11 protein-coding genes are annotated in these 13,756 nt (G+C 66.8%); 6 read left to right on the forward strand and 5 right to left on the reverse strand.

The genetic code is table 11. The annotated features are described in order from the left end of the window. The first annotated feature begins 83 nt into the window (after positions 1-83). Together AC1DIP_RS13355 and AC1DIP_RS13360 are read left to right on the forward strand one after the other, a co-directional pair. Positions 84-341 carry a type B 50S ribosomal protein L31 gene (locus AC1DIP_RS13355; protein ID WP_018761303.1) on the forward strand — a complete coding sequence of 86 codons (258 nt, stop codon included), beginning with the start codon at positions 84-86 and terminating at the stop codon, positions 339-341. A gap of 97 nt (positions 342-438) precedes the next feature. Next, the gene (locus AC1DIP_RS13360) at positions 439-1,536 is read left to right on the forward strand and encodes a lipoate--protein ligase family protein (RefSeq protein WP_477734036.1); all 1,098 of its coding nucleotides are present in this window, start codon (positions 439-441) and stop codon (positions 1,534-1,536) included. Between the two features lie 109 nt (positions 1,537-1,645). On the opposite strand, the gene pepN is transcribed toward AC1DIP_RS13360, so the two are convergent. Next, positions 1,646-4,279 (reverse strand): aminopeptidase N, encoded by a 2,634-nt coding sequence (pepN, locus tag AC1DIP_RS13365; RefSeq protein WP_477734037.1) that lies wholly within the window; start codon positions 4,277-4,279, stop codon positions 1,646-1,648. A 33-nt stretch (positions 4,280-4,312) separates the two neighbouring features. Beyond that, positions 4,313-5,371 (reverse strand): putative sulfate exporter family transporter, encoded by a 1,059-nt coding sequence (locus AC1DIP_RS13370; RefSeq protein ID WP_476211057.1) that lies wholly within the window; start codon positions 5,369-5,371, stop codon positions 4,313-4,315. Between the two features lie 113 nt (positions 5,372-5,484). Between AC1DIP_RS13370 and AC1DIP_RS13375 the strand changes: the two genes are divergently transcribed. The 3 genes from AC1DIP_RS13375 (at position 5,485) to AC1DIP_RS13385 (ending at position 8,891) form a co-directional block, all read left to right on the forward strand. After that, positions 5,485-7,041 carry a circularly permuted type 2 ATP-grasp protein gene (locus AC1DIP_RS13375; RefSeq protein WP_307356585.1) on the forward strand — a complete coding sequence of 519 codons (1,557 nt, stop codon included), beginning with the start codon at positions 5,485-5,487 and terminating at the stop codon, positions 7,039-7,041. A 75-nt stretch (positions 7,042-7,116) separates the two neighbouring features. Next, the gene (locus AC1DIP_RS13380) at positions 7,117-8,043 is read left to right on the forward strand and encodes an alpha-E domain-containing protein (protein ID WP_141160461.1); all 927 of its coding nucleotides are present in this window, start codon (positions 7,117-7,119) and stop codon (positions 8,041-8,043) included. Further along, positions 8,040-8,891 carry a transglutaminase family protein gene (locus tag AC1DIP_RS13385; RefSeq protein WP_477734038.1) on the forward strand — a complete coding sequence of 284 codons (852 nt, stop codon included), beginning with the start codon at positions 8,040-8,042 and terminating at the stop codon, positions 8,889-8,891. Before AC1DIP_RS13380 ends, AC1DIP_RS13385 begins: the two co-directional genes overlap by 4 nt. 44 nt (positions 8,892-8,935) lie before the next feature. Here AC1DIP_RS13385 and AC1DIP_RS13390 read toward each other — a convergent pair whose 3' ends face one another. The 3 genes from AC1DIP_RS13390 to glgC form a co-directional block, all read right to left on the reverse strand. Next, entirely contained in the window at positions 8,936-9,403 is a 468-nt protein-coding gene (locus AC1DIP_RS13390; protein ID WP_476211059.1) for a pyridoxamine 5'-phosphate oxidase family protein, read from the reverse strand. A gap of 19 nt (positions 9,404-9,422) precedes the next feature. Continuing rightward, a complete protein-coding gene (locus tag AC1DIP_RS13395; protein WP_476211061.1) occupies positions 9,423-10,874 on the reverse strand; it encodes an SDR family NAD(P)-dependent oxidoreductase in 1,452 nt (483 codons plus the stop codon). Between the two features lie 89 nt (positions 10,875-10,963). Continuing rightward, on the reverse strand, positions 10,964-12,373 hold the full coding sequence (glgC, locus tag AC1DIP_RS13400) for a glucose-1-phosphate adenylyltransferase (RefSeq protein ID WP_476211063.1): 1,410 nt from the start codon (positions 12,371-12,373) through the stop codon (positions 10,964-10,966). A gap of 102 nt (positions 12,374-12,475) precedes the next feature. Here glgC and glgA point away from each other — a divergent pair, with 102 nt between their 5' ends. Beyond that, complete coding sequence (gene glgA / locus AC1DIP_RS13405) at positions 12,476-13,681, forward strand: glycogen synthase (RefSeq protein ID WP_477734039.1); 1,206 nt, start codon at positions 12,476-12,478, stop codon at positions 13,679-13,681. Positions 13,682-13,756 lie beyond the last annotated feature (75 nt).

Genomic DNA, 13,756 nt, shown 5'->3' on the forward strand with positions numbered 1-13,756 from the left:
CTTCGGCTGATGCGACAGACCGCAGCCATCCCATTCATACCTGGCAGCTGGCAAAATCCAGTTGCGCGAACAAAGGTCCCATTATGAAGTCTGATACCCACCCGAAGTACGAAGCTGTTGTCTTCAACGACCTGGCCTCCGGCACCAAGTTCCTGACCCGCTCCACTGTGTCTTCCTCGAAGACCATCGAGTGGGAAGACGGCAACACCTACCCGGTCATCGACGTCGAAATCTCTTCCGAGTCCCACCCGTTCTACACGGGCAAGCAGCGCATCATGGACTCTGCAGGCCGCGTCGAGCGCTTCAACGCTCGCTTCAAGGGCTTCGGCGGCAAGAAGTAATTCCTTCGCCAAGCTTGTTTGCAGAAGGCCCGCACCGGAAACGGTGCGGGCCTTCCGCGTTAACGGCGCACCTGCATTCTGGGGCAGGATGGGAAGCGTGAGCGAGTCCGGATTTCCTGCCAGTAATGCCGACAGCAACCAGCGCCTGCACGGGGAGTACAAGGTTCCCGGCGGCAAGCTGGTGGTGGTGGACCTGGCGGTGGTCGACGGCGCCCTGGCAAACGTCTCCGTCAGCGGCGACTTTTTCCTGGAACCTGACGAGGCCCTGGAGGACATCAACCGCGCGCTGACCGGGCTTCCGGACACCACACCGGCCGCAGACCTCGCTGCCGCCGTCACAGCCGCCCTGCCGGCCGGAGCCGTGCTGTTCGGCTTCTCCGCGGACGCGGTTGCCGTGACGGTCCGGCGTGCCTTGGCCAAGGCGACCTCCTGGGGAGACCACGAGTGGAACGTCATCGCTCCCACCGTGCTTCCCACGGAAATCAACGTGGCCCTGGACGAGGTGCTCACCGAGGCCGTGGGGGCGGGGGAGCGCACACCCACCCTCCGGTTCTGGGACTGGCAGGAACCGTCGGTGGTCATCGGCAGCTTCCAGTCTGTGCAGAACGAGGTGGATCCCGAAGGCGTGGCCAGGCACGGCATCAACGTGGTGCGCCGGATCAGCGGCGGCGGAGCGATGTTCATGGAGGCCGGCAACTGCATCACCTACTCGCTCTACCTGCCCCAGACCCTGGTGGACGGACTGAGCTTCGCCGATTCCTACCCTTTCCTTGACGCCTGGGTCATGGCGGCGCTGGAACGGCTGGGCATCAACGCGTTCTACATCCCGCTGAACGACATCGCCACGGACCAGGGCAAGATCGGCGGCGCCGCCCAGAAGCGCCTGGCCAATGGCGGCATGCTGCACCACGTCACCATGAGCTACGACATCGACGCCGACAAGATGGTGGAGGTCCTCCGGATCGGCAAGGAGAAGCTCTCCGACAAGGGCACCCGGAGCGCCAAGAAGAGGGTGGATCCGCTGCGCCGCCAGACCGGCCTGGCCCGCACGGCCATCATCGAGGCCATGATCGAGGTCTTCAGCGAGCGCTACGGCGCCACGCCGTCAACACTGGCCGGACACGAGCTCGCAGCTGCCGAGGACCGGGTGGCGGCGAAGTTTGGCACCCCGGAATGGCTCCACCGCGTCCCCTAGCTCCATCCACTGCTGAGTAACTGCCGTTTTGGGGCCCCAAAACGGCAGTTGCTCAGCAACCGATGAGTGGGCCCACGCCGGCAGGGTACCCTAGCCGAGCGCAGCGAGGTTAGGGGGCCGGTTGGGGAACGACGGCGGCCTGTGCCGTGAGTGCCCGCAGCAGGTGGCTGCGCTGCTCCACGATGATCCGGCGCAGTGCGTGCGGGGCGTCCGGGTTGGCGTCCAGCCAGGCATCGGTCCGCCGGACTACGGGGTGGTCTTTGGGCTCCCCGCCGTCCGCGAGGTCCTGGGCCGCGGGGTAGAGACCCCGGACAATCCGGCTGGCGATCTCGATGCTCCGCGAGTCCCACACAGTCCGCAGGCAGTCGAAGTAGGGCTCCACGTAGGGTTCCAGCAGCACCGGCGGCGCGGTGGTGAACCCGCTGATGGTGGCGGTCAGGAGCTGGTTGGACAGCCCGGTCCCGTGGACGGCCGCATCCCATGCCGCAGCTTTGACATCGGGGTCGGGCCGGGACGCCATGGCTGTTGCGTGCCCCGCCCGGCCGGAGGCTGTGGTGTCGCGCGCCAGTTCGGCGTCGAGCTCGGCTGCAGACGCCTGGCCGTTGGCTGCCAGGGCATGCAAAAGCTGCCAGCGCAGGTCGGCGTCCACCGTCAGCCCCTCGACGGCTGATGTGCCGTCCAAAAGGCCGCGGAGACGGGGGAGCAGGGCGCCGTCATGGCTGCTGAGGGCAGCGACGGTGCGGGCCCAGGCGAGCTGCTGGTCCGAACCCGGGGCGGACCGGTCCAGCCCGCCGGCGGCCGCCGCCAGGAAGGATGCGCGCACCCTGACACGGGTGCCGGCGGGCGTGTAGCGTTCGACGGCGGTGGTGGCGTTGTCGAGGACGTTCAGGAGCACGCCGATGCCCGTCTCAGCCACAGCAAAGGCTGTCACGGCGTCCACGTACATTGATGCGGGGCTTTCGCCGTCCCGTGCCGAGTTCCACAGCGCCGTCCAGCACAGGGCCCGGGCCATGGGATCGGCGATGCGGTCCAGCGAGGCGCGCACAGTGGCCTCGGAGGCAGGGTCCAGGCGGACCTTGGCGTAGGTCAGGTCGTCATCGTTGACCAGCAGGAGCGCGGGCCGCCGCTGGCCGGCGAGCTGTGGGAGTTCCGTCCGTTCACCGGCCACGTCCGTTTCGATGGTTCCGGTCCGCACCAAGGCACCCTCGTTGTCGAAGTCGTACAACCCCACGTGCAGGCGGTGCGGACGCAGCTCTTCCCGTCCCGTGACCGGGTCCACCCCCGCCTGGACGATAGCAACCTGCCCCAGCACGCCGTCGTCGTCGGTTCCCTGCTGAGTGGCCTCCACGAACAGGGTGGGGAGTCCGGATGTCTGCAGCCACTGCCGCGCCCAGCCGGACAAATCCCGGCCGGAGGCGGCATCCAGGACGGCCAGGAGGTCGGCTAGCGAGGTGTTCCCATAGGCGTGTTTGCGGAAGTACTCCCGGGAACCGGCGATGAACGCGTCGAACCCCACGTAGGCCACCAGCTGCTTGAGGACCGAGGCGCCCTTGGCGTAGGTAATGCCGTCGAAATTCTGTTTTGCCGCTTCAAGGTCCGGGATGTCCGCCACGATGGGGTGCGTGGTGGGCAGCTGGTCCTGCACGTAGGCCCAGGCCTTGCGCTTGTTGGCGAAGTTGACCCAGGCGGTGTCCCAGCCCGTCGCCCGGTCCACGGCCAGCGTGCCCATGTAGTCGGCGAAGGATTCCTTCAGCCAGAGATCATCCCACCATTGCATGGTCACCAGGTCCCCGAACCACATGTGCGCCATCTCGTGCATCAGGGTATTGGCGCGTGCCTGGTACTGGGCGTCGGTGGCGCGGGAGGTGAAGACGTAGCTATCAGTGAACGTGACCAGCCCGGGATTCTCCATGGCACCCAGGTTGTATTCGGGGACGAACGCCTGGTCATACTTGCCCCACGGGTACGGGAAATCGAAAAGGCGGTTGAAGAAGTCCAGGCCCTTCTTCGTAAGGCCGAAAAGCTCATCGGTGTCGAAGGATTCCGCCATGGAAGCCCGGCAGTAGAGCCCCAGCGGAACGTCCAGCTTGGTGCCGTCGTCGAGCGTTCCCTCCCAGCGGTCCTCCGCCCTGAAGTAGGGGCCGGCCAGGATGCTGGTGATGTAAGTGGACATCGGCAGGGTGGTGCCGAAGTCCCAGCGGGCCGTCGCCGGATCGCTGGTCAGTAAGGCCCGGGCCACCTCGGCGCCGTTGGAGGCCACCTTCCACTCCGCCGGAGCCATCACGTGGAAGGTGTACGTTGCCTTCAGGTCGGGCTGTTCGAAGTTGGCGAAGACCCGGCGTGCGTCAGCCGGCTCGTACTGGGTGTACAGGTAGGTCTGGCCGTCGGCGGGGTCAACGAACCGGTGCATGCCTTCACCGGAGCGGCTGTAGAGGGCGGTGCCGGTGACGGCCACCTGGTTCTCGGCCCCGAGGTTGTCCAGCCTGATCCGTGCGCCGTCCACCACATCCCCGACCTGCAGGCTCCTGCCGTTGAGGAGGACGCTGTGGACGCTGCTGCCGATGAAGTCCAGGAAGGTGCTGCTGCCGGGCTCGGCGGTAAAGGTGATGACACTGCGGCTGGTGTAGCCGGGGACGGCCGGATCTGCTGCCTGCCGCACATCGAGCGAGACGTCGTAGCTGGTGGTCCTGATCAGGGCTGAACGTTCGGCGGCTTCGCGGCGCTGCAGATTCTCATGTGACACCCGGCTATCTAATCACGCTGCCGGTGCGTCCGCTCAGCCCGCGATCAGGAAGGCGGCCGCCAGGCCCAGCACGGCAATCAGGAGCCAGGAGGCCAGCGCGGCCAGGAGCGCCTGGCCTCCCGTATGCAGCAGTGTGCGGATCCGCACCGCCGATCCCAGCCCGAACAGGGCCGCCCCCAGGAGGATGTCCTGCAGCGTGGCGCCGATATCAAGCCAGGCCGGCGCCAGCCAGCCGGAGGACCGCAGCGCCACCATCGCCACAAAGCCCAGCACGAACAGCGGCACCACCGGCGGCATCCTGGATGTGGTGCCGTTGGCTGCGCCCAGGGCCCGTTCACCCTTCCTGTGGTGCACGCCTGCAATTGCGGCCACAGGTGCCAGCAGCAGCACCCGGGTGAGCTTGACGACGACGGCGATCGCCAGCGCGGCAGTCCCTGCGGTTTGTGCTGTGGCCACCACCTGGCCCACGTCATGAACGGACGCCCCGGTCCAGGCCCCGAAGACCGTGGCCGTCAGTCCCAGGGGGTGGGCGAGGAGGGGCAGTACGCCGATGGCAAGGGTGCCGCAAAGCGTCACCAGGGCCACAGGCAGCACGGTTTCCGCGTGCCGGATGCGGCGGACGGCGGCCACGGCGCCGATGGCTGACGCGCCGCAGATGGAGAACCCGGTGGCCACCAGCAGCGACGTTACCGGCGGGAGGCGGAACAGGCGCGAGATGGCATACGTGCCGCCGAAACTGGCCGCCACGACGGCCACGATCAGGACAAGGGACAGCCACCCCAGGTCAAGGACGTCCATGATGCTGACTTTCAGTCCCAGCAGCACAATCCCGCCGCGCATCAGGTGCTTGCCGGCGAAGTCCAGCCCCGCGCGGGCGCGGCCCCCGGTCCAGCCCGCCGTACCGGGCAGGTTGGCGGCAAGGACGCCAAGGACCACCGCCAGGGTCATCGCAGGCAATGCCGGCACAAGCCCGTGCACCAGGAATGCCAGCGCAACGGCGGCTGCCGCCGTCAGCAGGCCCGGAGCCAGCTGCGCCGCAAGGGGCCGGAAACGGCCGTGGCCCGGCTCGGGGACGCTTCTGCTGACTGGCACTCACCTACTGTGCCCGACGAGGCCAGTAAAGTACGAACCGGACTGCCGGTGACAACACGCCAGAATGGATGGCAGTAATGAACTCGAAACAAAAAGATGGTTGGCTATTGGACATGTCAGACCTATTCCAGGATTACTCCGAGGCCGCAGGCCGCACCGGAGCGTACGACGAAATGTTCGCCCCGGGGCAACAGGCCAGGGACTCGTACGGGCAGGTGGCGGAGGCCCTCCGGAAGCTCTCCCTGGCAGACGTCAGCGCACGCGCGGACTCCATGGCCCGCACCTTCCTGGACCGCGGTGTAACTTTCGACTACGCGGGCGAGGAACGGCCCTTCCCCCTCGACATCGTGCCCAGGGTCATCCCCGCGGCTGAGTGGGACGTCCTGGAACGCGGCGTGGCCCAGCGCGTCCGTGCCCTGGAAGCCTTCCTGAACGACGTCTACGACAAGATGACCGTGGTGTCCGACGGCGTGATTCCCCGCCAGCTCGTGACCACCAGCGCCCACTTCCACCGGCAGGTCCACGGGTTCGAACCGGCCGGCGGGGTCCGGGTGCACATTTCCGGCATCGACGTTGTCCGGGACGCGGCCGGCACCTTCCGGGTCCTGGAAGACAACGTCCGCGTTCCCTCCGGCGTCAGCTACGTGCTGGAGAACCGGCGCGCCATGGCCAAGGGCCTGCCCGAAGCGTTCGGCCAGCAGCTCATCCGGCCCGTGGAGGAATACCCCCGCCGGCTGCTCTCGGCCCTGCGCAAAACCGCGCCGGCCGGCGTGGACGATCCCACCGTCGTCGTCCTGACCCCCGGCGTCTTCAACAGCGCCTACTTCGAGCACACCCTCCTGGCCGGCCTCATGGGCGTGGAGCTGGTGGAGGGCCGCGACCTGATCTGCCGCGGAAACCGCGTGTACATGCGAACGACGGCCGGCGAGCAGCGGGTGGATGTGATCTACAAGCGCATTGACGATGACTTCCTTGATCCGCTGCAGTTCCGTTCCGACTCGATGCTCGGCTGCCCCGGCCTGGTCAACGCTGCCCGCGCCGGCGGCGTGACGATCGCCAACGCGGTAGGCAATGGCGTGGCCGACGACAAACTGGTTTACAGTTACGTGCCTGACCTGATCCGCTACTACCTCAGCGAGGAGCCCATCATCGCCAACGTGGACACCTATCGCCTCGAGGAAAAGGAAGCCAGGGAGTACACCCTGGACAACCTCGCGGAACTGGTGGTCAAGCCGGTGGACGGCTCCGGCGGCAAGGGCCTGGTCATCGGCCCGGATGCCTCCCGGGACGAACTGGACGCCCTGCGCCAGCGGATCATCTCCGATCCCCGCGGCTGGATCGCCCAGCCGGTGCTGCAGCTCTCCACCGTTCCCACCCTGGGCGGGGACAAGTTCGGCCCGCGCCACGTGGACCTGCGTCCCTTCGCGGTGAACGACGGCGACGACGTCTGGGTGCTCCCGGGAGGCCTCACCCGCGTTGCGCTGAAAGAAGGCTCCCTGATCGTAAACTCCAGCCAGGGCGGCGGTTCCAAGGACACATGGGTCCTTGCCGACTCGCCGCAGATGCCGGTGGAAACCATGCCCCGCCAGTCCGTCACGGTCCGCGAACGCGTCTCGGTATGGCCGGTGGAGAGCAACTGGCGGGACCGCCAGTCGGAGCAGCAGCAGTGAGGCGCGCACACGAAGACGTTGCCGCCGTCGGGCCTTTCCTTGTCAACATTCCGGGCACGCAGGAGGTAGCCGCGAATGCTTAGCCGTATTGCCGAGTCCCTTTTTTGGATCGGCCGTTATGTGGAGCGGGCCGACGGTACCGCCCGCATCCTGGATGTCCACCTGGAACGCCTCAACCACCTCCCCATGGAGGAGCGGAAGAGCGTGGCGCAGGAACTCCTGGCCGTCATGGGAGCCAAGCCGCAGAGCGAGGATTTCGGCCTGCCGGAACTCCTTCACGCCCTGGCGTACGACAAGACCAGCGCCACCTCGATCGCCGGTTCACTGGGGGCCGCCCGCGAAAACGCCCGCCGTGCCCGCGAGACCGTATCCTCCGGGCTGTGGGAAAGCCTGAACACCACGTACTACGGGCTGAGCCAGCACCGCAAGGACGTGGTGGGCACCTACCGGTTCTGCAACTGGACCCTGGAGCGTACCGCGATGGTCAGCGGGCTTGCCGACACCACCGTGAGCCACGACGAGAGCTGGCTCTTCCTGGTGCTGGGCCGTTCGCTGGAGCGCGCGGACATGACGGCGCGGATGCTTTCCACCCGGGATGTCCTCTCCGCCGGCATGTCGTGGGTGAACATGCTCCGCTGCGCCGGTGCCTATGAATCCTTCCTCCGCACCCGCCGCGCCGCGTTCGGAGACCAGCACGCCGCCGAGTTCCTGCTCCTGGACCGGCTGTTCCCGCGGTCCATCGTCTACGCGCTGCGCGATGCCGACGAGTGCCTCGCCAAGCTGGACCCCTCCGCCCAGCGCGTGGGTTTCATCAACGATGCGCGCCGCATCGTGGGCCAGGCCCGCACGTTCCTTGAGTTCCACCGCACTGACGACCTCATGTCCGAGCTGCCCGAACACATGGAGCGCGTGCAGAAGGCCGTGTCCCAGGCCTCGGACGCCATTTCCCGTAAGTACTTCAATCAGGCGGACGAACTTGCCTGGGTGGGAGAAGTGTCATGACCCGGTTGAGCATCGTCCACAGGACGGCCTACAAGTACAACAAGCGGGTGACGCTCTCCTACAACGAGGCCCGGATGACGCCGCTGACGGATTCGCAGCAGGTGGTGCTGGAATCCGTGGTGAAGGTCTCTCCCTCGCAGGCGGCAGTGAGCACCTACCGCGACTATTGGGGAACCCGGGTCACGGCCTTCGACATGCAGATGCCGCATGAAAACCTCGAGGTGGTCTCCAACATCACCGTGGAGGTGCACAGGGCGGAGAAGATTCCTGCCGAGGCGGACATTGTGGGCTGGGACCAGCTGGCATCCCCCGAAACCCTCGACGCATTCAGTGACTGGCTGCCCCAGTCCCGGCTCAGCGGGCCCGGTGACGAAGTCCTGGGAATCATCCCGGGAGTCGTGGCAGGGAAGAACCCGCACGAGGCCGCCATGGCGGTGTTCGCCTGGATGCGCGGGGAGATGACCTACATGTCCGGCTCCACCGCCGTTACCACCAACGCGGAGGAAGCCTGGGGCCAGCGCCAGGGGGTGTGCCAGGACCTGGCGCACCTGGCCATCGGCGCCCTGCGCAGCTGCGGCATTCCGGCCCGCTATGTCTCCGGGTACCTGCACCCCCGCTCCAGCGCCGGGATCGGCGAGACGGTGGCCGGGCAATCACATGCCTGGCTGGAATGGTGGGACGGGGACTGGCGCAGCTGGGACCCCACCAACCACAAACCTGCCGGTGACTTCCATGTCACCGTGGCCAGGGGCCGCGACTACCGGGACGTCCCCCCGCTGAAGGGGATCCTGTCCGGGGGCGGCGGCTCGGCCTTGAAGGTCAGCGTGGAGATCACCCAGCTCGCCTGACGCATGGGTTCCCCGGCCGCCTGGCCGGGGAACCCGTCGTCGGCCTATTCCTGGGACGCCCTGGCGGAACCGCTGATCTGCGTCCACCACGTCATCGGGTCCGTCACCTTGAAGCGGCGGCCCGTGACACTGTCCGGGGTGATGCGGACGAACGCGTCCTTCCGCCCGGCCTGCCAGGGGAAGAGGTAGAGGCGGGAGGTCTCCAGCACGTCCTCGGTGCTCTTGACCAGGGCAGCGGTGCCCTTGATCACCACACTCCACGCCAGACCCGTCTCAGAGTCGACGCCGTCCGCCTCCACCGCCACAGGGGCATCGCCGGAGGCCGCCGACAATTTGGTGCCCTGGCTGGTGCGGAAGACCAGGGTGCCGCCGTCCACCGTGAAGTTGACCGGGAAGATATCCGGCCGGCCGTCAACGAGGACCGCGAGCCTGCCTACGGAGACTGTCCGCAGCAGTGCCCAGCATTCGTGGTGTTCGAGATTCTGCACTTGGGTGGATGACTCGTTGCTCATGCCGTGAGCATACCCCGCATCACCAGGGGCTGGGCTTGTAATCCTTCAGGAAGACCCCGTACTGGTCCTCACCGTTTTCACCCATGACAATCGGGTCGTAGACACGGGCCGCGCCGTCCACCAGGTCAAGGGGGGCGTGGAAGCCCTCCTCCATGAGCCGGACCTTGGTGAAGTGCGGGCGCTCGTCCGTGATCCAGCCGGTATCCACGGCAGTCATCAGGATGCCGTCGGTATCCAGCATCTCCTGGGCGCTGGTGCGGGTCATCATGTTCAGCGCCGCCTTGGCCATGTTGGTGTGGGGGTGGCCGGGGCCCTTGTAAGCGCGGGAGAACTGCCCCTCCATCGCGGAAACGTTCACGATGTATTTGCGCCGCGCCGTGGACCGCTTCATGGCGCCACGGAGCCGGCTGACCAGCAGGAACGGTGCGGTGACGTTGCAGAGCTGGACCTCAAGCATTTCCAGGGGATCCACCTCGTCCACCACCTGCGTCCAACTGTTGATGCTGGCAAGGTCCGGGACCAGGCCGCCGGCGTCAATCGCGGTGCCCGCGGCGATGCGCTCCAGGGAGGCAGATCCGGTGGACAGCGCCAGCGACGTGACGGCATCGCCGGCAAGGACCGGGTGGTCGGTGACGCTGCCGGCCAGTGCCAGCGGGTGCTTGTCATGCGCATGGCCGAACGTCAGCAATTCAGGGCCGCCGTTGGCCTGCTCCAGGGCCGCCGGAAGCGGTTCATCCTCGGCGTCCACCAGCGGCTTGTAGGCGTTGCCGGACCGGCGCACGGTCTGGGCCGCGTTGTTGATGATGATGTCCAGCGGACCGGCCTGGTCGAGGGAGTCGGTCAAGGCCATGACCTGGGCAGGATCGCGCAGGTCGATGCCCACGATCCGCAGTCGGTGGAGCCACTCGCCACTGTCTTCCATGGCCGCGAAGCGACGCGCGGCATCCTTGGGAAACCGGGTGGTGATGGTGGTGTGCGCACCGTCGCGCAGCAGCCGGAGGGCAATGTACATGCCGATCTTGGCCCGTCCTCCGGTGAGCAGGGCGCGCCGCCCGGTGAGGTCGGTCCGGGCATCGCGCTTGCTGTGGCTGAACGCAGCGCATTCGGGGCACAGCTGGTGGTAGAAGGCGTCCACCTGGGTGTAGTGCTGCTTGCAGATGTAGCAGGGGCGGGACCGGAGGAGGTGTCCGGCGACCTTCCCTGTGGCGGACGGCGCCAGCTTGTTGCCGCGGGTCTCGTCGTCGATGCGGTCCGGGGCAGCGGTGGCCGTCTGGGCAATGACGGCCCGGTCCGCCTCGGCGATCGAATCGCGCTTGGTGACGCGCCGGTGGCGCTTGACGGCCTTGAACATCTTCCCCGTGGCGCGGCGCACCGAGATGTAGTCCGGGTGCTCCTCGTCGTAGGCGTGGATGGTGTTCAGGACCTTGAGGCAGGCCTGGATGTCCTCAGGGGTCAGATCGGGGGAGCTCATTGGGAAAATTTTACAGCGTACGCCGCAGGCCGGGGCACCATCAGTGGTGCCCCGGCCTGCGGATGCCGTCGGGGGAGGCTAGCTCCGGGTCAGCCCAGCCGGGCGGCAGGTGCAGCCTCCGCTGCTGCGGCAGCGTGCGTCCCGGCCACCTTGTCGGCGGCCTCACGGACACCGGAGTACTGCTCCGCGGCGGCCTTGATGGCATTGGGCAGCAGGCTCAGGTGGCTGGCGGCGAGCTGGCGTTCCTCCTCGCCCGGTTCCGGCACTTCCTGGCCCTTGGCCAGGACGGTGATGCCGGACTCGGTGACCTTGAAGCCGCGGGCCCGGTCCAGCTCAGGATCCAGGCCGATGGCGGCTCCGGCCGGAACCTTGACGTTCTTGTCCAGGATGGCCCGGTTGATAACGGCCCCCGCGCCCACCTGGACCTTGTCCATCAGGACCGAATCGATGACCCGGCCGCTGGTGGCGACGTACACGTCGTTGGACAGGACCGAACCCTCCACCACTCCACCGGAAATCACCACGCCACTGGAGACGATCGAATCCAGCGCCGTGCCAACGGTATTGTTCTTGCCGCGGACGAACTTGGCCGGCGGGGAGATGCTTTGCCGGGTGTAGATGGGCCACTCGGAGTTGTAGAGGTTGAAGACAGGCAGCGGGGAGATGAGGTCCATGTGGGCGTCATAGAAGGAGTCGATGGTACCGACGTCCCGCCAGTAGGTGCGGTCGCGTTCCGTGGAACCGGGGATCTCGTTGAGGGTGAAGTCGTAGACGCCGGCCTCGCCACGGTTGACGAAGTAGGGGATGATGTCCCCGCCCATGTCGTGCTTGGTGTCCAGCCGCTCGGCGTCCACGTGGAGCGCTGCAACCAGGGCGTCGGCGTCGAACACGTAGTTGCCCATGGAGGCGAGGAACTGTGACGGATCGGCTGCGAGCCCGGGCGTGCTGGAGGGCTTCTCCACGAACGCGGCAATCTTCTGGGCGTCGTTCTGGTCCACTTCGATGACACCGAACTGGTCGGCCATGTGCAGCGGCTGGCGGACGGCCGCCACGGTGGCCTTGGCGCCGCTGCGGACGTGCTGGTCCACCATCTGGGCGAAGTCCATGCGGTAGACGTGGTCCGCGCCCACCACGACGACGATGTCGGGGTTGGCGTCATGGATCAGGTTCAGGGACTGGTAGATGGCATTGGCGCTGCCCAGGAACCAGCTCTTGCCGACGCGCTGCTGTGCGGGCACGGAAGCGACGTAGTTTCCGAGCTGGGTGGACATCCGCCATGCTTCGGAAATATGCCGGTCGAGGCTATGGGATTTGTATTGGGTGAGGACCACAATCTGCAGGTAACGCGAATTCACCAGGTTGGAAATCGCAAAATCGATAAGGCGGTAACTGCCGGCGAAAGGCACCGCGGGCTTGGCCCGGTCTGCCGTCAGAGGCATCAGTCTGTTTCCCTCGCCACCTGCGAGGACAATGGCCAGGACTTTTTTGGTCAACGGCATAATGGTCGCTCCTATACGCCTTCGTAACTCCCCAAGACAGTCCGGTAGGCCCGGACTCCTTCACACTAGAACAGTTATCCGTGAACGACTACCTTGGGTCTTGTGCGAATAGACATTGTGACTAAAGAGTTCCCGCCGGAGATCTACGGCGGCGCCGGGGTGCACGTAGCCGAGTTGAGCAGGGTGCTTAGTAAGCACGTTGACCTGCAGGTTCGTGCTTTCGGCGCTCCCCGCGACGCCGACTACCACGGCGCCACCGTGACGTCGTACCAGGTTCCCGGGGACCTGGACGGGGCCAACGCGGCGGTCCAGACCCTGGGCGTGGACCTGCGCATCGTGCCGGATGTGCAGGGCGCGGACCTGGTCCATTCGCACACCTGGTACGCCAACATGGCCGGCCACCTGGCCTCCCTGCTGCACGGAATTCCGCACGTTCTCAGCGCCCACAGCCTCGAGCCGCTGCGGCCCTGGAAGGCCGAACAGCTCGGCGGCGGCTACGCCCTCTCCTCCTGGGTGGAGAAGACGGCCTACGAAGCGGCGGCGGCCATCATCGCCGTGTCGGAGGGCATGCGCCAGGACATCCTGCGCAGCTACCCGGACGTTGACCCGGAAAAGGTCCGGGTGGTCCACAACGGGATCGACGTGGCTCTCTGGCAGCGTGATGAGAACGACGACGCCGTCCGTGCGCTGGGCATCGACCCCGCCAAGCCGAGCGTCGTCTTTGTGGGAAGAAACACACGCCAGAAGGGCGTTCCCTACCTCCTGCGCGCGGCAGCGAAGCTGCCCGCCGATGTCCAGCTGGTCCTGTGCCTGGGCGCGGCGGACACTCCGGAACTGGCCGCCGAAACAGCGGCCCTCATCGAGGAGCTGCAGAAGCAGCGCACCGGCGTGGTGCTGATTGAACGGATGCTGCCGCGCCACGAACTGATCCAGGTCCTCAGCCACGCCACAGCCTTCGCCTGCCCCTCCATCTACGAGCCGCTCGGCATCGTAAACCTTGAAGCCATGGCCTGCGGCGCCGCAGTGGTGGCCAGCGCCACCGGCGGCATCCCCGAGGTGGTCCAGCACGGTGAAACCGGCCTCCTGGTGGACCTGGTACAGGTCACCGATGGTACGGGGACGCCCCTGGACCCGGAGAAGTTCGTCGCGGAGTTCGCGGCCGCCCTGACCGAAGTGGTGTCCGATCCCGCCCGCGCCCGCGCCATGGGCCAGGCAGGCCGCGAGCGCGCCGAAAAGCACTTCTCGTGGGAGTCGATCACGGAAACCACGCTCGAGGTGTACCGCTCGGTGTTGCCCGCCGGGGCCTGAGCGTCCCGGAGATACAAACCACGACGGCGCCGCTCCCTTTGGCAGGGGGCGGCGCCGTCGTTTTTTGCCCGGTTC

The sequence above is a fragment of the Pseudarthrobacter sp. 05T312 genome, assembly GCF_056396685.1.